Below are 20,849 nucleotides of genomic sequence, written 5' to 3'. Positions count from 1 at the left end.
CGCCATCCCCTTTGACTTACCAGAATTCAAATCCGATCCACTGAAGAGGATGCCGCGTGCAGGTTCTCGTTCGCGATAACAATGTCGATCAAGCTCTCAAGGCGCTGAAGAAGAAGATGCAGCGCGAGGGTATTTTCCGCGAGATGAAGCTCCGCGGTCACTACGAAAAGCCCTCCGAGAAGAAGGCTCGCGAAAAGGCCGAAGCCGTGCGTCGCGCACGCAAGCTGGCCCGCAAGAAGCTGCAGCGCGAAGGCCTGCTGCCGATGAAGCCGAAGCCGGTGTTCGGCGCTGGCCCCGGCGGTGATCGTGGCGGTCGCGGCGGCCCGGGTGCAGGTGCAGGTGCAAGTGCTGGTCCGCGCGGACCGCGCTGATTTACCGGACTTGAGAGACTTCAGTTTTCGATGACGCGGGCCCCTGGCCCGCGTTATTGTTTTGTGAGCGGTGCCTTCCTGGGATGGGGCACTACCGATGCGGCACTAGCGCGAGCGAACCGTAGATGGCTTCCCCTTTCCCCAAGCGCGGCTTGGCGCGGTTACGCCGGATCTTGCTGCAGCCATTTGCGCTGGCCTTGATGGGAATCTCGCTGTGCGGCTGCTCCTTCGACCTGGGATCGCTGACGCCGGATAAGGAGAAGCCGCAGGAGGCACCCAAGGCAGCTGCGACCGCCGAGAACGTGGTCAGCGCCGGCAATGTCAGCGAAGCCCAGGCCCATACGGCAAAGGCCCAGGCCCTGGCAAAGTCCGGCGACGCAGCTGCTGCGCTCGATGAATTCAATCACGCGGTCGGACTCGATCCCTACAATGCGCAGGCGCTCTATGGCCGCGCCCTGATCTATCAGGGCAAGAACCAGCACGACTTCGCCATCGCCGATTTCAGCGCCGCAAGCGGACTCAACCCGCAGAAGGTCGAGCCCCTGCTCGGCCGCGCCATCAGCTATCTCGCCCTCGGCAAGGTCAAGGAGGCCGCGGCCGATCTGGATGAGGCTTCCGAGGCCGATCCCCACAATGCCCAGGTCTGGACCATACGCGGGCAGGCCTATGAACGGCTGGGCGACAGGACCAAGGCGGCGGCGTCCTACACCAAGGCGGTCTCGCTTCGTCCACGCGATGACGCCGCCCGCAGCGGCCTTGCCCGCGTCGGCGGCTGACGATCCTGGCGCAGCGCAGGCGCCGTCTTAATCCGGGGTGACGCTCTTCGGCAGAACGGAGTGGAACATGGACTTGACGCCCGACAGCATGTCGTCGGCGACATTGGTCTTCGGCCGCGGCATGGACCCGCCGGCATCGGCGCGTAGATCGAGCGGGGGCGCAATCATCGGGACCGGAATATCAGCCGGAGGCGTCAGCCGATTCGGGTTCTCGTTGCCGACCGAGGCCGTGTAGGGCGGGCTCGCCTGCGACGAGCCGCCATTGCCATAGGCCTCGGCTGCGGGCGTCGAGACCGTGATCGGCGGCGGCAACGGACGCACCGTTGACGGATCCAGGGGGATGATACGCGGGGCCTCCGGAGTGCGGGCGGCTTCGCGCACCGCAGGCTCCTGAGTCTTCTCGGGCGGCTTTGCCTCCGAAGACTTGGTCTCAACCGACTTGGCTTCAACCGACTTGGCTTCAACCGACTTGGCTTCAAACGACTTGGCCTCAACCGCTTTGCCCTCAGGCGACTTACGCAGGCGCTCGATCGCGGCGCGCACCAGATCGTTGGCGTCGGGGGTGGCGGCCGGCGCGGCAGCAGCCGGCGCCGAATTGGCCTCCACCACCGGGGTGGCGGGAGCGGGTGCACTGACGGCCGGGGTGGACTTGGCGACGGCCTTGTCGCGCGCGGACGGCTTGCCGCGCGGGGCGGCCTCTGCCGGCGCCACGTCCGCCGTAGAAGTCTTCGACTCCGCGGCGGGCTGATCGGCTGCCTTCTCGGCCGCCGGCTTGTCCGCCACCTTCTTCTCGGAAATGCCCTTGGCCTTGACGCCGGGCGCGGGCAGGTTGGCCAGATCGGCGGGCTTGCCGTTCTTTCCAGCCTCGGCGGGCGCCATCACGGCTGCGGGTGCATCCGCCGCCGGCTTGGCGTTGATGTAATGATTAACGATGTATGCCCCGATGATCGTTGCGAGCACCGAGGGGAAGATGTCCATCGAGATTTTAGCGATGTATTTCAGCATTCCGGCCACTCCCCGCGCGATCTGATGCGGGAACTTTGAGGCATAGTGAGGGATCAACTGCGACAGATCAATGGCAAAGGGGTACGCCGGAATTACGGCTTCAGCTCGACCTCAAGGAACACGATCTCGGTTGCGGTTTCGTTAAGCACGTCGTGCTGGACGCCGGCCTTGCGAAAATAGGATTTTCCGGCCGCGAGCTGTGCCTTGGACCGCTCGCCACTGGGTGCCACGATGGTCATTTCCCCTGCGACCACGGGAACAATGACGTAGTCCATGCCGTGGGTGTGATGCCCGGTGGCGCTGTTTGGCGCGAGCCGCCACTCGGTCACCCGAACCTGCTCATTGTCGACCTGAACTTCGGACTTGGCGGCAAGCATCGGAACTCTCCTGGGGCATATCCGGAAAACCGGTTCAGGGCACGAAAACCATGAACACGTAGACGGCAAATACCACCATATGGACCAGCCCGAACAGGACATTGGTCCTGCCCGTACCGAAGGTCAGCATGCTCAAAAAGAAGGTCAGGAGCAAAAGCACGCTGCCCTGGTCGCTGAGGCCGAGCGTGAGCTCCTTGTCGAGTGCATAGGTTGCGACACCGACGGCCGGGATGGTCAGCCCGATGGTGGCGAGCGACGAGCCGAGCGCGAGATTGATGCTCTTCTGGAGGTCGTTCTTGCGGGCGGCCGACACGGCCGCGACGCCTTCCGGCAGCAGGATCAGGAGCGCGACCAGAAGTCCGGCAAAGGCAGGCGGCGCACCGATCCTGGCCCCAACGGCATCGACGACCAGCGAGAATTTCTTGGACAGCAGCACGACCGCCAGCAGCGCAATCAGCAACAGCACGACGCTGAGCGCCAAGGTCCGGCCCGCTAGATGCGCCTCGCCGCTGCCGCCATCCGCCCGCTCGTGAACGAAGTAATCCTTGTGCAGCACGGTCTGGGTGTAGAGAAACACCCCGTACAGCGCGAGCGTGACCACGTCGACGAAGCCGAGTTGAACCGCCGAATAGACCGGGCCCGGCGTGGTGGTTGTGTAGTTCGGCATGATCAGGGTGATGGTCGCGAGCGCGAACAGCACGCTGAGATAGACATTGGCGCCGGAGAGCTGAAAGCCCTGCTCGCGATAGCGCAGGCCGCCGATGAAGATGCAGAGCCCGACGAGGCCATTGCAGACGATCATGATAACGGCGAACACGGTGTCGCGCGCAAGTTCCGGGGCAGGCTTGTCGCCCAGCATGATCGTGGTGATCAGCGCCACTTCGATGATGGTCACCGCGAGCGTCAGCACCAGCGTGCCGTAGGGTTCGCCGACCCGCTCGGCGATCACTTCGGCATGATGGACCGCGGCAAACACCGTGCCGAACAGGATGACGAGGAGCACGAGGGCGAAGACGAGCCCGCCGAACGACAGCGTGAACACATAGTCCGTCGCGCTGACGGCCGCGAACAGCAGCACGGCCAGCGTCGGAAAGATCCAGGCCGACCGAGGCATCGGATTATGCGCGCTCATCCATCGGCTCCAATTGTCTCAGCCGAGCAGTAGCAAATCGGGCGGCAGATTCAATGCCAGCGCAGGATCGGCGCGAACGGTAGTAGCGTCAGCAGCAAGAATAGCGGGATCAGCACCGCGCTGGCACGCACGAAATAACCGAAGAAGCTCGGCATCTCGATGCCGTTCTCGCTCGCGATGCTGCTCACCATGAAGTTCGGCGCATTGCCGATATAAGTGAGCGCGCCCATGTAGACTGCGCCCATGGAGATGGAGGCGAGCGTGCCCGAGAGCTCGTGCATCAGCACCTGCGGGTCGCCGCCGGCGAGCTCGAAGAACAACAGATAGGTCGGCGCATTGTCGAGGAACGCCGACATCAGGCCGGTGAACCAGAAATACGCAACCTCGCGCGGCGCGCCGTCCGGCCCGGTCACAGCCGACAACAGCCAGGCGAACGCGCCGTGATGGCCGGCATCGAGCATGGCAATGACCGGGATGATTGCGATAAAAATGCCGGCGAACAGCTTTGCGACTTCGCGGATCGGCTCCCAGGTGAAGCCGTTGGCCTGCCTGTGCTCGTCCGGCGTCAACCACACCGACAGGGCCGCTATGGCCAGCAGCGCCGCGTTGCGGGCGATGCCTTCCAGCTCCAGCCTGGTTCCGAAAATGTCGAAGGCGATGCCGGACTTCCACATCGCCGAGGCCAGCAGACTCGCGACGATGGCTGCGATCAGCACCAGGTTGACGAGGCCGCGGATGCGGACCGGCTTCGCGGCGCCGGCGGCGCCGAGCAAGGGTTCGCTACGGAAGCGCCAGACGTCGATGACGACGAAGATCGCGAGCAGCAGTCCGGCAACGATCGCCGTCTGCAGCCAGATGGTCCTCGTGGTCCAGAAGAAGTCGACGCCATGCAGGAAGCCGACGAACAGGGGGGGATCGCCGAGCGGGCTCAGCGCGCCGCCGACATTGGCGACCAGGATGATGAAGAAGATGACGACATGGGCGTTGTAGCGCCGCGGCCGGTTGGCACGGATCAGAGGGCGGATCAGGATCATGGCCGCCCCGGTGGTGCCGACGACGCTCGCCATCGCCGTACCGAGCGCGAGGATGCCGGCGTTGGCCGCCGGGGTCGCCTTGATGTCGCCCGTCACGAGAATGCCGCCCGCCACGACATAGAGCGAGAACAGCAGCACGATGAAGCCGAGATATTCGGCGAGCATGGCGTGAACGAGCGCAGCCACCGTCGCCATGCTCCCGGCAAGGATGACCAGCGAGGCGAGTGCCAGCAGCGACCAGGCCGCGGCGATCTTGCCGTAATGATGGTGCCAGACTTTTGCAAACAGCAGCGGCCCGAGCGCGATCGACAGCAGCAGGCCGGCAAAGGGCAGCGCATAGGGCCAGCCCATCGCCGCGCCGTCGAGCCCGGTCGCAGCCCATGCGTGCTGTGGCAACAACACGACCAGGATCGCGGGGATGAACCCGCTCCCGCGCCGAACGACAAGCCGTCTAGAAAGCAATGAAGCGCCTCGCCGTTTCAATCGCACCGAACGCATCGAGATTGTCGTGTCCGCCGCCCGCAAAGCGAACGAACTGCTTCGGTTCATGCGCGAGCGCGAACAGACGCTCTCCGAACACGATCGAAATGGCAAGGTCATTGGTGCCATGCATCACCAATAGCGGCACAGTGACGCGCGGGATACGCTCGTCGGAATGAAATGGATCGCGCATCAGCAGGCGCACCGGAACGTACCAGAACGATGAAGCTGCAATGTCGACCGTCGATGTGTAGGGAGCTTCCAAGATGAGTTTTCCAATACGATGCTCCGAGGCGATTGCGACCGCCACGCCGGTCCCGAGCGAAAAGCCCCAGGCGGCGATTCGTTCCGCCGCGTAGCGCACAGTGGTGAAGGCGTAGGCGGCCGCGGCATCGCGCAGCAGGCCCGCCTCGCTCGGCGCCCCGCTCGAGCCGGCATAGCCGCGATAGGACAGCGCGACGAGGCCGGTGCCGTCCGCCGTCATGGCCTTGAAACGGCTGATGCGACCGGCGAGAAAATCGCCATTGCCCGGAAAATACAGGATCACGGGACGACCGGGCTTCGCCGGCACGTGCCAGACGATGACCTTCTCGCCATCGGAGGTGGTCAGGACGTGCTCTTCGGCCTCAGGGAGGCCTGCGGCGTCCGGCGTGGTGCGACCGACGGGCGGGATCGGAAACAGCATCTCGCGCTGCCTGACATACAGCACGAAGAGACCGGCGAAATAGACGGTCACGAGCAGGATGGCGATCCACTTGAAGATGGTCATGATGACGCGGCCCGGTCCCCGTTCAGGACTTGCGACAGCTCCGCAGCAATTTCATGACGTCGCCCGAGGCGCGCCGGAAAGGCGCGGCGGCCGCACGCCGCCTGCTGAGCGGCGTACCATGCGACGCGCTGCTCGCGCGTCGCCTTCGCAGTGGTCTGCTTGCCCCTGCGCTACATCGCCTTGACGATGTTCTCGGTGACCTTCTTGGCGTCGCCGAGCAGCATCATGGTGTTGTCGCGATAGAACAGCGGATTGTCGATGCCGGCATAGCCCGAAGCGAGCGAGCGCTTGATGAACATCACGGTGCCGGCCTTCCAGACCTGGAGCACCGGCATGCCGTAGATCGGCGAGGTCTTGTCCTCTTCGGCCGCCGGATTGGTGACGTCGTTGGCGCCGATCACGAAGGCAATGTCGGCCTGCGCGAATTCGGAGTTGATGTCCTCGAGCTCGAACACCTCGTCATAGGGCACGTTGGCTTCAGCCAGCAGCACGTTCATGTGGCCGGGCATGCGGCCGGCGACCGGGTGAATGGCGTATTTCACCTCGACGCCTTCCTTCTTCAGGATGTCGCCCATTTCGCGCAGCGCATGCTGAGCCTGCGCCACCGCCATGCCGTAACCGGGCACGATGATGACCTTCTGCGCGTTCTTCATGATGAAGGCCGCATCGTCGGCTGAGCCGAGCTTGGCCGGCTTCTGCTCGCCGCCGCCACCGCCCGCCGCCGCGGTCTCGCCACCGAAGCCGCCGAGGATGACGGAGATGAAGGAGCGGTTCATCGCGTGGCACATGATGTAGGACAGGATCGCGCCGCTCGATCCCACCAGCGCGCCGGTGATGATCAGGGCGGAATTGCCGAGAGTGAAACCGATGCCGGCCGCGGCCCAGCCCGAGTACGAGTTCAGCATCGAAATCACGACCGGCATGTCGGCGCCGCCGATCGGGATGATCATGAGGACGCCGAGCGCCAGCGCGATGATGACGATCAGCCAGAAGTCGAGCGCGCTGCCCGTCATGACCAGCCCGACGATGAAGACGACGAGCGCGATCGCGAGCGCGATGTTGATGATGTGACGGAACGGCAGGATGATCGGCGCACCGCTCATGCGCGCGGACAGCTTCAGGAACGCGATCACCGAACCGGTAAAGGTCAGCGCGCCGATGGCGACGCCGAGCGACATCTCGACCAGGCTCTGCGGATGGATGTTGCCGGGGCTGCCGATGTCGAAGGCTTCCGGCGCGTAGAACGCACCGGCGGCGACCAGCACCGCGGCCATACCGACCAGCGAATGGAAGGCGGCGACCAGTTCCGGCATCGAGGTCATCGGCACGCGACGGGCGATCACCGCGCCGACGCTGCCGCCGATCGCGATGCCAAGGATCACGAGGATCCAGGCGAGGCCGTCCGCCGGCGGATGGCTGGCGAGCGTGGTGGCGACCGCGATCGCCATACCGATCATGCCAAAGAAATTGCCCTGCCGCGATGAGGCGGGGCTGGACAGCCCGCGCAGTGACAGGATGAACAGCACACCTGCCACGAGATACAGAACTGCAGCCAGATTGGCGTTCATCTCAGGTCCCCTTTGTCTTCGTCACCCCGAGGTGCACGCCGCTCACTTCACTTTCTTCTTGTACATCGCCAGCATGCGCTGGGTGACAAGAAAGCCGCCAAAGATATTCACGCAGGCGAAAATGAGCGCGATGAAACCGAAGCCGCGCGCCCAGCCCGAGCCGCTCGAGATCATGCCGACGCCGACCGCCAGCAGCGCGCCGACCACGATCACCGAGGAGATCGCGTTGGTGACGCTCATCAGCGGCGTATGCAGCGCAGGGGTCACCGACCACACCACGAAATAGCCGACGAAGACGGCGAGAACGAAGATCGACAGCCGAAAGACGAAGGGATCGACGACTTGTGCAATATGCTCCATGACGGCTCCCCTTACGCTTTCGGCTGGAAATTCGGGTGGATGACGGCGCCGTCCCGGGTCAGCGCAGTCGCCTTGACGAGTTCGTCGTCCCAGTTCACGGCCAGCGCCTTGCTGGTCTTGTCGACCATCGTTTCGATGAAGTTGAACAAATTGCGCGCGTAGAGGCTGGAGGCCGATGCCGCGACGCGGCCGGCGACGTTGGTGTAGCCGACGATCTTGATGCCATCGACCTCGGCGACTTCGCCCGCCTTGACGCCTTCGACATTGCCGCCGCGTTCGACGGCAAGATCGACTAGCACCGACCCCGGCTTCATCGACTTGACCATGTCGGCCGTGACGAGCTTCGGCGCCGGCCGGCCCGGAATCAGCGCGGTGGTGATCACGATGTCCTGCTTCTTGATGTGCTCGGCGGTGAGCGCGGCCTGCTTGGCCTGGTACTCCTTGGACATTTCCTTGGCGTAGCCGCCGGCGGTCTGCGCGTTCTTGAATTCCTCGTCCTCGACGGCGAGGAATTTCGCACCGAGCGATTCGACCTGCTCCTTGGTGGCGGGCCGGACGTCGGTCGCGGTGACGACGGCGCCGAGACGGCGCGCGGTCGCGATCGCCTGGAGGCCGGCGACGCCGACGCCCATCACGAACACTTTTGCGGCGGGCACCGTGCCGGCTGCGGTCATCATCATCGGGAAGGCGCGTCCGAAGGCCTCGGCGCCCTCGATCACGGCGCGGTAGCCGGCAAGGTTGGCCTGCGAGGACAGCACGTCCATCACCTGCGCGCGGGTGATGCGCGGCATCAATTCCATCGCGAAGGCGGAGACGCCGGCATCGGCTATCGTCTTCAGCGCGGCCTCGTTGCCGTAGGGGTCCATGATGGCGATGACGAGCGCGCCGCGCTTGTACTGCGCCAACTCGGAGGCTTCAGGGCGCTTCACCTTGATGATGATGTCGGCGTCCTTCAGCGCGTCGGCGCTGACGGTGGCGCCCACGGCGGTGAATTCGGAGTCCGGCAGGCCCGACTTGAGGCCGGCGCCCGGCTCGATGGCGATCTCGGCGCCCAGCGCCTTGAACTTCTTCACCGTATCCGGCGAAGCGGCAACCCGCGGCTCCGACGGATCGATTTCCTTGGCAACGGCGATCTTCATAGGCCCTCCGGCGACGCGGGAAGAAGCGCGCACGCGAACTTAGCGTTACTCCCGCAACGTTGGATACCGGTTTTCAATCCGGCTTGATTGCAAATTTTATGGGCACCGACGACGCTGGCGGTGCTGCAGGGGATGGATCAGGTCAGGAAGATCGCCATCAGGATCACGATAAGCGCGACCGAGACCGTGCCGTACTTCACCAGCTTGATGAAGCCCTCGTAGGTCTGCTCGTGGGCAACGTAGTCGTTGCCGTCGGCGGTGCTGTACGCCACTTCGCTATGGTCGGCCATGAATTGTCCCCAGTCGAAAGTCGAATTTCATGGCTGGATACCGCAAACTTTCGGGCAGGGCAACGGCACGGGGGCGCGGTTTCCCGGCAAATCAGGTCATTTGGAATTCCGATTGGCGGGAAAGCCCCGCGCTACAGCCGCTCAGCCCTGATCAATCATCGTGGCGGTGATGTTCACGGCCGCTCGCTGGGGTACCGGGAGACCGAGTGCCTCGCGGACCGCGTCAACCGCCGGCTCGCCTGCTTCGGTGAATCGAGCCATCCGCGGGGCCGTCCCGGGGCCGACCGCCACCACGTGGTCCCCGGCCAAGAAGCCATGGGTCATGTGGAAACCAAGCGCGCGATAGACCTCGAACTGCTCCTCCGAGAAGAACTGATCGCCGGTGGTCTCGTGCGGGAACGTGTCGTTACGCCGCGCGTAGTCGCGGATGTAGTCGTTCTCGTCGTTGGAGAGCGAGGACTTAATGTAGACGAGATAGCCCCTGTCATCGCCACCATAGTCGATGGTGCCGATCGCCACATGAACGTGCTCGCCGGCCTCGTCCGGCGTCTCAGGAGAGGTTCGTGTGGACTTCTTGTCGGCGTTCGCCGCCATGATGGCGCGCGTGCGGTCGCGGATCGGCGTCCATGGCAAATCGATCCGGACGCCGAGATCGATGCGGGCGTAGCGCTGGAGCTTCATCAGCGAGGAGAAATTCATCGCCGCGTCGGCTTCCGCGTCGACCACAACGATCACCTTGCAGCGCCGGCGCAGCAGCTCGTAGACGCCGAGGTTTTCGATGTGGCCGCCGTCGGTGAGGTAGACGCCGTCGCTATTCTCGTAGAGACGGCCCGAGATTTCCGACCACAGGAAGAGCGGCGTGGAGCGGCGCTGCGGCCGGACAGTGGCCTCGACATAGCGCGGATTGCTCAGCCAGTAGCCCAGCCGCACGTTCAACAGCGCGAGCGTCGGCGTCAGCGCCCTGATCGAGTTCGAGCCCATGTTCGACGACGCCGCCGCCCCCGAGATCGCCATTGCGGTGGCGAGGTCGAGGCTTTGCTCAAGATGCTCGACCGCCGGGGTCTTGGCGTAGCGCGTCGCCTCGCTGCCGACATAGAGCGGCGAGAACACAAAGAAGTCGGCATTGCGGCCGCGCCGGTTGGCGAAGTCCGACCCCTGGATGTTGAGCGCCGTGTTGATGAGATGATAGGGCGCCCCCAGCTTCCGCGCGGCAGGCCGGTCCCCCGTCGCGACCTGGTCACTCGGGGCCGCATAGAGCTCGCTCAACCTCATGCGATCGAGCGGCTTGAAATCGCGTCCCTGATCGAGGCTGGCCTCGGCGCGCGCGATATTGCCGTCTGCCGACCGGCCCGGATCGAACAGGAAAGCCTTGCTCAGCCGGTCGCGGTAAAGCCGGTGGAGCGAATTCGCGTTGGGCGTCAGCGACCACGAGATCGCAAACAGCAGCAGGCCGACGAGCGTATACAGGATCACCACGGGCAGGCTGTGCGCATAGCCGGAGCCTCTATCCAACCAGTCGAATTGTCGTGCGATATTGCTCGCGCCAGACCTGAGCCAGGCCGGAACGTGGGATACGGGCGTCAGCCAGTCCGTGGTCCCGGTGGCTGCGGCGGCCGTTGGCGTGATCTCGGCTGAGAAGGTGCCGGCGCTCGCGTCGAATTCGATCTTGCCCGACAGATTGCCCGACGCGGGCACGGTTGATTTGTTGGCCGCAAGGCAACCCTTCTGCGCCATGGCGGTCAGAGGCGCCTGGCATTTTTCGATCGGATCGTTGGCGATGCCCCAATAAGACAAGTAGAGAAAGGCGACCCAGATGATCAGTGGCAGCGCCAATCCGGCGGTCCACAACGCGACCTTGGCAATGATCGCGAGCATCATCGAGCCCCATTGCGAGGATACGCTGTCGCCCTTCAGGAATTCGGCGAACTGCTGCCTGAAAGCAGTAACGAAAACACCGATTGGCGCGGCAATTGCAGCCAGCGACTGAACCCAGGTGACCGCGACGCCGCGGACCGGACCGCCGATCGCGTTGCTGTCGGCGACATCGAACATCTGCGACAGCATGAAGGGCTGGAATTCGAAGAACGCAATCGCGGCAAGCAGGACCAAAAAAGTCGCGCCGGCGGTCGGCCAATGCGAGCGGAACTCCTGACGCTTTTCGGGACTTGCAAATGACTGCTTGAGCGCCCAGCCGAAGAACAGGGCGACGCCGATGATCGCCGTTGCCAGCGTCAGCGCGAAATGCGCAATTTGAAGGACGCGCGCGAAATCGCAGGCGATGCCGAGCAGGAACGCGATGGCCGCAGCATAGGTCAGGAAGATGGTCGGGCCGATGCCCCGCTCCGCGCGCGAACTCAGATAAGCGATCCCGCCGCAAGCAAGCAGCGCCAGCGCGACGATCGCCCCGATCGCAGTGAAGCCGAAGCGGTCCGCGATCCAGCCGAAATGATGCAGCTCACACTGCGGCAAAGCACCTTCGGCAATATCGACGCCGAAGAAATTTGCGACCGTCAGGCAGCTCCGCAGCGGCGTCGACCAGATCGTGACGGCAGCGAGCAGCAGCACGACGGGCAGCGTCAATCCGATATTGGCGATCAGGCCCCGCGCCACGATTGCAATCCCGGTCAAGAGATCGCGGAAGCCGGCCGGGATCAGATAGTTGGAATAATTCCTGATATGTCCGACCGACGGCGTATCGCTGATCTCGCTGGCGGTCGCAGTTCTCCCGGCCGATTGCTGGCCGAACACAAACCGCCCTGTCACCGTCATGGTCGTGCTGAGCGAGGTGCCGATGTAGCCGCCTCCCGACACGGTGGACAGATAATCGATCCGTCCGATCAAATCGTGGTGGTTCAGCGCCTGGAGCACGCCGAGACACATGGCCGAGGAGCGGATCCCGCCGCCGGAGAGCGCGAGCCCGACCACGTCGAGCATCTGGCACGCCTCTGTGCCCTCCGGATCGACTTGCCGCGCCTCTTCGCGGCGCGTGTTGATCGCCTCGATCTCGTCGCGGACGATCTGCTGGTGCTTCTCGCACCAGGGCGTTTCCTCTTCGAACGCAGCGGCGTTCCGCGCGCCAGGTAGGCGGACCTGTCCTTGATCGGGCATGCGGGCCTCCCGAGCGGCAAGAGGGTGATCTGCAATCAATAATTGTAAAAATAAAGCGGGTATCTACGGGGTTAGTCTCGCCTCGGGCTCGGACGTTCAATACTCCCTACCAGGATATCGAGGCCGTCTCGAACGTCGCGGCGAAATGCGCTGGCTGAAAATATGGCGCCGCCGCCGGCGCCTGCTCGTTCGAGACCGGTCCGCCGGGGCGGGCCGCTCGCTGAGCCGGCTGGCTCGTCTCGTGCCGCTCCGGTAACAGCCGGCTCGTGCCTGCCTCAGCCCATCGCTTCCAGCTCGTCGATCATGCCGGCGATGACGCTCAGGCCGCCGTCCCAGAACTTTGGATCCTTGGCATCGAGCCCGAACGGCCGCAGCAGTTCGGAATAATGCTTGGTGCCGCCGGCGGCGAGCATGTCGAGATAGCGCTCGGCAAAGCCTTCGGCCGCGTTCTCGTAGACGGCGTAGAGCGAGTTCACGAGACAATCGCCGAACGCATAGGCGTAGACGTAGAACGGCGAATGGATGAAGTGGGGGATGTACATCCAGTAGTTCTCGTAGCCCGCTTTGATCTCGATTGCCGGACCAAGGCTCTCGCCCTGCACCGAGAGCCAGATCTCGCCGAGCCGCGTCGCGGTGAGTTCGCCGTTCTTGCGTTCCGTGTGGACCGCGCGCTCGAAGGAATAGAACGCGATCTGCCGCACCACGGTGTTGATCATGTCCTCGACCTTGCCGGCGAGCAGCGCCTGACGCTGCTTTGCGCTCTTGGTCTGCGCCAGCAGCCGCCGGAAGGTCAGCATCTCGCCGAACACGCTCGCGGTCTCCGCCAAGGTCAGCGGCGTCGGCGCCATCAACGCGCCGTTCCCGGCCGCCAGCACCTGGTGCACGCCGTGGCCGAGCTCGTGGGCGAGCGTCATCACGTCGCGCGGCTTGCCCTGGTAGTTCATCAGCACGTAGGGGTGCGCGGACGGCGTGGTCGGATGCGAGAAGGCACCCGGCGCCTTGCCCGGGCGCACCGGTGCGTCGATCCAGCGGTCGGTGAAGAAGCGCTCGGCGATGTCAGCCATCTTTGGCGAGAAGCCGCGATAGGCGGTGAGCACCATGCTTCGCGCATCGGGCCAGCCGATCACGTCGGTCGCCGCAAAAGGCAGCGGCGCGTTGCGGTCCCAATAGGCCAGGCGCTTCCTGCCGAACCAGCGCGCCTTCAGCGCGTAGTAGCGATGCGACAATTTTGGATAGGCCGCGCGGACCGAGGCGACCAGCGCATCCACTACCTCGCGCTCGACGCGGTTGTTCAAATGCCGGGAATCCGCGACGTCCTTGAAGCCGCGCCAGCTGTCGGAGATGTCCTTGTCCTTGGCCAGGGTGTTGGTGATCAGCGCAAAGGTGCGCTCATTGGCCTTGAAGGTCTTTGCGAGCGCCTCTGCCGCGGCCTTGCGCTTGGCGCCGTCGCGGTCCTGTAGAAGATTGAGCGTCGGCTCGATCGCGAGCTCCTTGGGCCCGACCTTGAAACGTAGGCTCGAGATGGTCTGGTCGAACAACCGGTTGAAGGCTGAATAGCCGGTCTGCGACTTCTCCAGGAAGAGCTGCTCGAGCTTGGCGTCGAGCTGGTACGGCTTCTCCTTGCGAAGATCCTCGATCCAGGGACGGTAGTGCGCAAGCTCGCTGGCCTGCATCGCGCGGTTCAAAATATCGTCATCGACTCGATTGAGCTCGAGCGCGAAGAACAGCAGATGCGTCGATGCCGCCGTCAGGCGCTCGGAAACGTCGCCGTAAAACTTTGAAATCTTGGGGTCCACGCTGTCGCCGGCATGAACGAGGCCGGCGTACGAGCCGAGCCGGCCGGCGAGGTCGTCGACCGCCTCATAGCGTCGCACGGCTTCAGCGAGCCATTTTCCGCCATCTTCCTTTGCTGTTCCTGTGGCGAGCTTGCCCTTGTAGTCCGTCTCGAACGCGACGCAATCGGCATCCATCTTTGCGAGATCGCGCGCCACTTCCGGCGCATCGATCCCGGAATAGAGGTCGGCGAGGTTCCACTCCGGAAGCTTGCCGGTCTTGCTCGCAGGCTTGGCAGGCGAAGACTTGGCGCGAGAAGACTTGGCGAGTGAAGGCTTGGTGGGTGAACGCTTGGTGGGTGAACGCTTGGTGGGTGAACGCTTGGAGGGTTTTGCCTTGGCTGCGGATGTCTTGGTGTTCGGCTTGCGAAGAGCGGGCTTGCTGATGGCGGACTTCTTAACTGCAGACTTGGAGCGCGAATTCATTGTGTGGGAAACCTGTGTTCAACAATCGCGACGGCGGGCGGGGGCATCAGGGTTTAACAGTGCGTTAATCGGCTTCGGCCAGAGTGCCCCGATTCGATACAGATAGTAGTAGCGTGCGGGGAACACCATGGCTGCCAGTATTTTGATCGCCGACGACGACGCTGTAGCCCGCCGGCTGGTCGAAAACATGGTGCAGAAATGCGGCTATGAGACGATCGTGGTGGACTCCGGCGACGCGGCGATCGCCGCCCTCACCGCCCCTGACGCGGCCATCGACGGCGTCATCCTCGATCTCGTGATGCCCGGCCTCGACGGCATGGGCGTGCTGGCGAAAATCCGCGAAGCGGGCCTCAGCATCCCGGTCATCGTGCAGACGGCCCATGGCGGCATCGACAATGTTATCTCGGCGATGCGCGCGGGCGCGGCCGATTTCGTGGTCAAGCCGGTCGGCCTCGAGCGGCTCCAGGTCTCTCTTCGCAACGCGCTCAATTCGTCCGCGCTCAAGGGCGAATTGCAGCGCATCCGTCACAGCCGCGAGGGTCGGCTGACCTTCTCCGATATCATCACCCGCGCCGAGGCGATGGCGGGCGTGATGCGCGCGGCGCAGAAAGCAACAAACTCCTCGATCCCCGTGCTGATCGAGGGCGAGTCCGGCGTCGGCAAGGAGATGTTCGCGCGTGCCATTCATGGCAGCGGCGAGCGCAAGGCAAAGCCGTTCGTCGCGGTCAATTGCGGCGCGATCCCCGACAACCTCGTCGAGTCCATCCTGTTCGGTCACGAGAAGGGTGCCTTCACCGGCGCTACCGAACGCCACAACGGTAAGTTCGTCGAAGCCCATGGCGGCACGCTGTTCCTGGACGAGGTCAGCGAGCTGCCGCTGAGCGCGCAGGTCAAGCTGCTTCGCGCGCTTCAGGAAGGCGCGGTCGAGGCGGTCGGCGGCCGCAAACCCGTGAAGGTCGACGTCCGCATCATCTCGGCGACCAACCGCAGGCTGCTTGAGCGGGTCAAGCAGGGCCACTTCCGGGAAGATTTGTTCTATCGGCTGCACGTGCTGCCGCTGACGATCCCATCGCTGCGCGCCCGGCGCGAGGACATTCCACATCTGCTCAGGCATTTCCTGGCCCGCTTTGCCGCCGAAGAGAACCGCCCCATCACCGGCATCAGCGGCGAGGCTGTTGCGCATCTCGCCCAGCTCGATTGGCCCGGCAACATCCGCCAGCTCGAAAACGCGGTCTACCGCGCCGTGGTGATGAGCGACGGCGACCAGCTTGGCCTTGACGACTTCCCCCTGATCGCCTCGCAGCCGCACCCGGGAACAGACATTCCGACCGCGCCGCTGATGCTGGAGCCGATCGCGGCCCCCTCTGTCGTATCGGGTAATGAAATACCGATCGCGCCGTTGCCCCAAGCTGGTGCTCTCTCCATGCTGACCGCGACCGGCGACGTCCGACCGCTGGAGGAGATCGAAAACGAGATCATCCGTTTCGCGATCTCGCATTACCGCGGGCAGATGTCCGAGGTCGCCCGCCGCCTCAAAATCGGCCGCTCCACCCTCTACCGCAAACTCGATGAAGCCGGGGTTCCCGGCCATGGCGGCAAAAGCGGTGAGGAGACGCACTGAGCCGGACGCGAACGGAGGTTCGTCCGGGCGGTGCGATACGACTGTAAGCCGTTCGCATGACGACGGAATTCGACTGCGATTTGAACCGTGACTTGTAAGTGACAGACACACGGAAAAGCGCGTGGCAGAAGCGCACAATCCGTTGCCAAGAGGCTTCCTTGAAGTCAGTTTGTCGTGAGTTGTCCCGGGTAGCGCTGGCCGCGAAATCGGGGCCTGTATATCGTCTGCGTAGGAATCGTTGCGTGCAGGCGTGCAACTTTCGAGAGGCCGGCGCGGTTTAGCCGAAGCTCAATAGGCGATAACGAAGCTGTTCCATGGGGGACAGTTCACCCGAGGGGTGCGACACAATGCGTGACTGTTTGAACCACCGTGCAGGCTTTGACCGTGTCTTGATGACGGTCGCGGCAACCTTCCTCACGGTATCGGCCAGCTCGGCCCTGGCGCAGGATCAGGCGCGCAGCAGCGCTGCCGAGCTTGCGATCGAAGCCGCGATCCCGCGCCCCGAACCCGCAAACGTCCCGCCCCCGACCGCATCCGATATCAAGCTCGACACCACCGCCACGGTTCAGGACTCGGCAAAGGAGCCGGTCAAGGAACCCGTGAATGCGGAAGCCGCTCCCGCGCCAAACAAGGTCGAGACCAAGCCTTCCGACGTCGCCACCACGCCCGCCGCCGAGGCGCCGAAAAGCGAGACGGCGAAGACCGAACCTGCCAAGGCCGACACGCCGGCCGCGCCCGCCACCGCTGCTGCTCCGGCCTCGGAGCCGGTGAAGGCCGCGAGCAACGTTCCCGCGGCCGACCAGCCGGTCGCCGACAAGCTCAAGGACATCGTCGGCGCCAAGACTGCGCGCTATTTCGACCGTAAGAACGAACGCGCGGCGATCGAGAAGTTTTACGGCGCACGCGATTTCGCACCGGTCTGGACGCAAGGCGGCAGCCTGACCGCTGCGGCCAAGGACGTGATCGCTCGGCTGAAGGATGCAGCGTCCGACGGTCTCAATCCCGCCGATTATCCGCTGCCGGACTTCGCCGCCGCCACGACGCCCGATGCGCTCGCCGATGCCGAGCTCAAGCTCACCGCCAGCATGTTCGACTATGCGCGCCAGGCCCAGAGCGGCCGCATGCACTGGTCGCAGGTCAGCGGCGACATCCTCTATCCCGAGCATCCGGTCGATCCGAACGAGGTGCTCGCCAAAGTCACGACCGCAGCGGACGCCTCCGCGGCGCTCGACAGCTACAATCCGCCGCACAAGCTCTACAAGGAGCTGAAGGCGAAGCTCGCGGAGCTCCGCGGCCAGGGCAACGGCCCGATGATCGAGATCGCCGATGGTCCGACGCTGAAATACACCCCGGCCGGCAAGAAGCAGGCTGAAATCGTCGTTGAAGATCCGCGCGTGCCGCAGCTGCGGGCCAAGCTCGGCATCGCCGAGAACGCCAGCGACACCCGCTATGACGCGGCGGTCGCCGAAGCCGTGCGCAAGTTCCAGAACAGCGCCGAGCTCAAGGCGACCGGCATCCTCGACGACAAGACGGTCAAGGCGATCAACACCCCGAAGCGCGACAAGCAGATCGACGTGGTGCTGGTGAACATGGAGCGCTGGCGCTGGCTGCCGCGCGACCTGGGCGTGCCCGCGCTCGGCGATGCCTACGTCATACTCAACATTCCGGACTACACGCTGAAGGTGATGCAGCGCGGCCAGCAGGTCTGGACCACCCGCGTCGTCACCGGCAAGCCCGGCACGCATGCGACCCCGCTGCTCACCGAGACGATGAAGTACATCACGGTCAATCCGACCTGGAACGTGCCGCCGTCGATCGTCTACAACGAATATCTGCCGGCGCTTCAGCAGGACCCGACCGTGCTCCAGCGGATGGGGCTCAAGCTCGAGCAGAACCGCGACGGCTCGGTGCACATCTCGCAGCCGCCCGGTGAAGCCAATGCGCTCGGTCGCATCCGCTTCAATTTCCCGAACAAATTCCTGGTCTATCAGCACGACACGCCGGACAAGAACCTGTTCGCCCGGGACGAACGCGCCTTTAGCCACGGCTGCATGCGCGTACAGAACCCGGATCAGTACGCCTCGGTCCTGCTCAACATCGCGCTGCCGAACGAGAAGTACACGCCGGAGCGCGTGCGCAGCATGTACGGCAAGAGCGAGATCGACCTGAAATTCCCGACCCCGATCCCGGTCAACATCACCTATCAGACCGCATTCGTGGATGATGGCGGCAAGCTGCAATTCCGCAAGGACGTCTATGGCCGCGACGCGACCATGATCAACATCCTGAAGAACGGCCGCGGCAGGGATCTCGAGAACGTCGTGGCGCACTCCCAGCCGAGCTATTCACGCCCGGCAACGACGCTGCCGAACGGCGTGCTGGCAGCCAACAATGGCGGCTCGTCCGGCCCGAATTTCTTCGAGCGGCTGTTCGGAGCCCCGACCCCGCCGCCGGCTCCGGTCGGCCGCCGTCCCCAGCAGCAGCGGGTGTTCACCCGCTGAGGCAGGCCCGCCCCGACGCCTGATTTGCTGAAATTATGCAATAAAATCAGCGACCTCATCCTCTGGATGGGGTCGCTTAACGTTAACCATTCTCCACCTGACCTCGGGCAGCGGGCGTTTTTTCGCCACACTCACCCGGTTAGGTTCGCAATCTGACTTGGTTTGGGGGCGGGAAGGTCAACCTCGAATTAACCTTCTCGCTTTAACAAAGCGTTCATCCTCTTTCGCGCGCTAACGGGGTTTGCGGGAGAGTCCATTTTGAACGCTCGTCGACTGGGTGGGCTCTAACGTGCTGACTGGTATCGCACGCCAATTCGCTGTGCTGTCGTTGTCCCATGCGGGAGTGAAGGCCGGATCCAGGATCGGCCTCGCTGCCGTATTGCTGTTTGCTGCCGCGGGTTCAGTTCATGACGCTGCCGCGCTGAACGAGACCAAGACGCTCTCCTTCCACCACACCCATTCCGGCGAAGACCTCACCGTCACCTTCAAGCGCGACGGGCGCTACGACGAAGCGGCGCTGAAGCAGCTCAACCACTTCCTGCGCGACTGGCGTAGCCAGGACGAGACGGTCATGGACCGTCACCTCTTCGACATCCTGTGGGAAGTCTATCGCGACGTCGACGGCAAGCAGCCGATCCAGATCATCTCCGCCTACCGCTCGCCCGCCACCAACTCCATGCTCCGCCGCCGGTCCTCCGGCGTGGCGCGCTTCAGCCAGCACATGCTGGGGCATGCGATGGACTTCTACATCCCGAACGTGCCGCTGGAGCAGATCCGCTTCGCCGGCCTGCGCCTCCAGCGCGGCGGCGTCGGCTTCTACCCGACCTCAGGCTCGCCGTTCGTGCATCTGGACACCGGCAGCATCCGGCACTGGCCGCGCATGACGCATGACCAGCTCGCCCGGGTCTTCCCGGACGGACGCACCGTCCACGTCCCGACCGACGGCACGCCGCTGAAGGGCTATGAGCTCGCCAAGGCCGAGATCGAGCGGCGCGGCAGCGGCGAGGATTCCGGCAGCAAATCGAATTTCTTTGCCAACCTGTTCAAGGGCAAGCCGGCTCCGGCCGCCGCGAGCAACGACGAGGATGACGAGGGCGCGCCCGCGCCGGCCGCGAAGACTGTTGCGCCGACCTTGGTCGCCGCCGCGACCAAGCCAGCCGATCCGGTGCCGACGCCGCGCGCCAAGCCGTCAGTCGCGGCGACCATTCAGCTCGCCTCGGCCGATGCGCAGATCGTCGCGTTGCCCAAGTCGAAGCCCGCGCCCGTGGCTGACAAGCCGGCCGCCGGCAAATCTGCTGATGCCAAGCCCGAGACCCCCGCCGACATCATCAATGCCCGTGGCTTCTGGGACGCCCCGGCTACGCCGCAGCAGGCGACGCCTGCTCAAGTGGCTGCGCTGAAGGCCCGCCAGGCGCTTGCGGCCGCCACCGATCCGCAGCCGACCGCGAGCGTGTCCAGTGCCGCCTATCAGGCCCTGGCCTACGCGCCGGCGTCCGCCTCTCCGGTCGACCGCGCCAACGTCGTCGCCGCCTCCGCGCCGATCCCGCGCCCTGCCCGTCCCGCCTCCGCGTCGCGCAACCTTACGCCCGCGACCGAGATCAACACGGTGGTCGGCAAACGCGTCGACGGCATGGTCGCAACCGCGACCCGGCTCTCCGCAGCCAAGGGCGAAAGCATCTGGCTCAAGATCGTGATGCTGTCGCCGAGCGCCAGCCGCGCGATGTCGGTGACGCTGATGGGCGAAGTCGACACGGCCGCAATGCGCGCCTACTTCGTCAAGCCGCAATCCGTGATCGCCATGGGATTTGCCGACGATCCGATGCAGGGCCTGTCCTGCGACAGTTTCTCAGGCACGGCGACCGCCAAGCTCGAGACGACATCGTTCGTCATGCGGACGGCTTCGCTGCGCTGAGGCGCGGGCCTTCAAGACCTCCGCGGTGGGGGGGGGGGGGGGGGGGGGGGCGGGGGGCGCGCGCGCGAAGACACGCAGCACCGGAAGTGATCCAGGTACGCGCCGAGGGTGCGACAGCCCGCCGCCTCGGGGCGGGGGGGAGCCGCAG

Annotated in this window: 16 protein-coding genes; 5 read left to right on the top strand and 11 right to left on the bottom strand. The window is 64.5% G+C overall.

All coding sequences use genetic code 11. The features are described 5' to 3' along the window. Positions 1 to 56 precede the first annotated feature (56 nt). Positions 57 to 371, top strand: coding sequence for a 30S ribosomal protein S21 (rpsU, locus tag ABIC03_RS18020; protein ID WP_007614218.1), 315 nt, complete (start codon positions 57 to 59; stop codon positions 369 to 371). A 125-nt stretch (positions 372 to 496) separates the two neighbouring features. Next, on the top strand, positions 497 to 1,147 hold the full coding sequence (locus ABIC03_RS18015; protein WP_354059750.1) for a tetratricopeptide repeat protein: 651 nt from the start codon (positions 497 to 499) through the stop codon (positions 1,145 to 1,147). Between the two features lie 27 nt (positions 1,148 to 1,174). On the opposite strand, the gene ABIC03_RS18010 is transcribed toward ABIC03_RS18015, so the two are convergent. The 11 genes from ABIC03_RS18010 to ABIC03_RS17960 form a co-directional block, all read right to left on the bottom strand. Next, the gene (locus tag ABIC03_RS18010; RefSeq protein ID WP_354059748.1) at positions 1,175 to 2,152 is read right to left on the bottom strand and encodes a hypothetical protein; all 978 of its coding nucleotides are present in this window, start codon (positions 2,150 to 2,152) and stop codon (positions 1,175 to 1,177) included. 92 nt (positions 2,153 to 2,244) lie between these two features. Further along, a complete protein-coding gene (locus ABIC03_RS18005; RefSeq protein ID WP_275169581.1) occupies positions 2,245 to 2,529 on the bottom strand; it encodes a cupin domain-containing protein in 285 nt (94 codons plus the stop codon). A 34-nt stretch (positions 2,530 to 2,563) separates the two neighbouring features. Further along, positions 2,564 to 3,661, bottom strand: a complete 1,098-nt coding sequence (locus ABIC03_RS18000; protein WP_354059746.1) for a calcium:cation antiporter — start codon at positions 3,659 to 3,661, stop codon at positions 2,564 to 2,566. Between the two features lie 50 nt (positions 3,662 to 3,711). After that, positions 3,712 to 5,193 (bottom strand): sodium:proton antiporter, encoded by a 1,482-nt coding sequence (locus tag ABIC03_RS17995; RefSeq protein ID WP_354059744.1) that lies wholly within the window; start codon positions 5,191 to 5,193, stop codon positions 3,712 to 3,714. Then, a complete protein-coding gene (locus tag ABIC03_RS17990; protein ID WP_354059742.1) occupies positions 5,147 to 5,944 on the bottom strand; it encodes an alpha/beta hydrolase in 798 nt (265 codons plus the stop codon). Before ABIC03_RS17990 ends, ABIC03_RS17995 begins: the two co-directional genes overlap by 47 nt. A 170-nt stretch (positions 5,945 to 6,114) precedes the next feature. Next, positions 6,115 to 7,512, bottom strand: a complete 1,398-nt coding sequence (locus tag ABIC03_RS17985) for an NAD(P)(+) transhydrogenase (Re/Si-specific) subunit beta (RefSeq protein ID WP_085349147.1) — start codon at positions 7,510 to 7,512, stop codon at positions 6,115 to 6,117. Positions 7,513 to 7,554: 42 nt separating this feature from the next. Further along, complete coding sequence (locus ABIC03_RS17980; protein WP_007596278.1) at positions 7,555 to 7,872, bottom strand: proton-translocating transhydrogenase family protein; 318 nt, start codon at positions 7,870 to 7,872, stop codon at positions 7,555 to 7,557. Between the two features lie 11 nt (positions 7,873 to 7,883). Then, a complete protein-coding gene (locus ABIC03_RS17975; RefSeq protein WP_354059739.1) occupies positions 7,884 to 9,011 on the bottom strand; it encodes a Re/Si-specific NAD(P)(+) transhydrogenase subunit alpha in 1,128 nt (375 codons plus the stop codon). Between the two features lie 137 nt (positions 9,012 to 9,148). Continuing rightward, positions 9,149 to 9,301: an aa3-type cytochrome c oxidase subunit IV gene (locus ABIC03_RS17970; RefSeq protein ID WP_007596280.1), complete on the bottom strand. Its 153-nt coding sequence runs from the start codon at positions 9,299 to 9,301 to the stop codon at positions 9,149 to 9,151. Between the two features lie 141 nt (positions 9,302 to 9,442). Continuing rightward, positions 9,443 to 12,409 carry a patatin-like phospholipase domain-containing protein gene (locus ABIC03_RS17965; RefSeq protein ID WP_354059736.1) on the bottom strand — a complete coding sequence of 989 codons (2,967 nt, stop codon included), beginning with the start codon at positions 12,407 to 12,409 and terminating at the stop codon, positions 9,443 to 9,445. 275 nt (positions 12,410 to 12,684) lie between these two features. Beyond that, positions 12,685 to 14,667 (bottom strand): M3 family oligoendopeptidase, encoded by a 1,983-nt coding sequence (locus tag ABIC03_RS17960; protein WP_354059734.1) that lies wholly within the window; start codon positions 14,665 to 14,667, stop codon positions 12,685 to 12,687. 127 nt (positions 14,668 to 14,794) lie between these two features. Here ABIC03_RS17960 and ABIC03_RS17955 point away from each other — a divergent pair, with 127 nt between their 5' ends. From ABIC03_RS17955 to ABIC03_RS17945, 3 genes are all read left to right on the top strand, one after another. Further along, positions 14,795 to 16,288 (top strand): sigma-54-dependent transcriptional regulator, encoded by a 1,494-nt coding sequence (locus ABIC03_RS17955; RefSeq protein ID WP_354059732.1) that lies wholly within the window; start codon positions 14,795 to 14,797, stop codon positions 16,286 to 16,288. A gap of 347 nt (positions 16,289 to 16,635) precedes the next feature. Further along, positions 16,636 to 18,789 (top strand): L,D-transpeptidase scaffold domain-containing protein, encoded by a 2,154-nt coding sequence (locus ABIC03_RS17950; RefSeq protein ID WP_354059730.1) that lies wholly within the window; start codon positions 16,636 to 16,638, stop codon positions 18,787 to 18,789. A gap of 289 nt (positions 18,790 to 19,078) precedes the next feature. Then, positions 19,079 to 20,701: a peptidoglycan L,D-endopeptidase MepK gene (locus ABIC03_RS17945; RefSeq protein WP_354059728.1), complete on the top strand. Its 1,623-nt coding sequence runs from the start codon at positions 19,079 to 19,081 to the stop codon at positions 20,699 to 20,701. The last annotated feature ends 148 nt before the right edge of the window (positions 20,702 to 20,849 follow it).

Source organism: Bradyrhizobium sp. RT6a, from assembly GCF_040547675.1.
Taxonomy (GTDB): domain Bacteria; phylum Pseudomonadota; class Alphaproteobacteria; order Rhizobiales; family Xanthobacteraceae; genus Bradyrhizobium.
The sequence above is the reverse complement of the archived record's forward strand: the minus strand, read 5'-3'. Positions and strand labels throughout refer to the sequence as shown.

Coding starts and splice junctions, on each gene's coding strand:
- ABIC03_RS18015 (WP_354059750.1), top strand. CDS start 497: ATGGCTTCCCCTTTCCCCAAGCGCGGCTTGGCGCGGTTACGCCGGATC.
- ABIC03_RS18010 (WP_354059748.1), bottom strand. CDS start 2,152: ATGCTGAAATACATCGCTAAAATCTCGATGGACATCTTCCCCTCGGTG.
- ABIC03_RS18005 (WP_275169581.1), bottom strand. CDS start 2,529: ATGCTTGCCGCCAAGTCCGAAGTTCAGGTCGACAATGAGCAGGTTCGG.
- ABIC03_RS18000 (WP_354059746.1), bottom strand. CDS start 3,661: ATGAGCGCGCATAATCCGATGCCTCGGTCGGCCTGGATCTTTCCGACG.
- ABIC03_RS17995 (WP_354059744.1), bottom strand. CDS start 5,193: ATGCGTTCGGTGCGATTGAAACGGCGAGGCGCTTCATTGCTTTCTAGA.
- ABIC03_RS17990 (WP_354059742.1), bottom strand. CDS start 5,944: ATGACCATCTTCAAGTGGATCGCCATCCTGCTCGTGACCGTCTATTTC.
- ABIC03_RS17985 (WP_085349147.1), bottom strand. CDS start 7,512: ATGAACGCCAATCTGGCTGCAGTTCTGTATCTCGTGGCAGGTGTGCTG.
- ABIC03_RS17980 (WP_007596278.1), bottom strand. CDS start 7,872: ATGGAGCATATTGCACAAGTCGTCGATCCCTTCGTCTTTCGGCTGTCG.
- ABIC03_RS17975 (WP_354059739.1), bottom strand. CDS start 9,011: ATGAAGATCGCCGTTGCCAAGGAAATCGATCCGTCGGAGCCGCGGGTT.
- ABIC03_RS17970 (WP_007596280.1), bottom strand. CDS start 9,301: ATGGCCGACCATAGCGAAGTGGCGTACAGCACCGCCGACGGCAACGAC.
- ABIC03_RS17965 (WP_354059736.1), bottom strand. CDS start 12,409: ATGCCCGATCAAGGACAGGTCCGCCTACCTGGCGCGCGGAACGCCGCT.
- ABIC03_RS17960 (WP_354059734.1), bottom strand. CDS start 14,667: ATGAATTCGCGCTCCAAGTCTGCAGTTAAGAAGTCCGCCATCAGCAAG.
- ABIC03_RS17955 (WP_354059732.1), top strand. CDS start 14,795: ATGGCTGCCAGTATTTTGATCGCCGACGACGACGCTGTAGCCCGCCGG.
- ABIC03_RS17950 (WP_354059730.1), top strand. CDS start 16,636: ATGCGTGACTGTTTGAACCACCGTGCAGGCTTTGACCGTGTCTTGATG.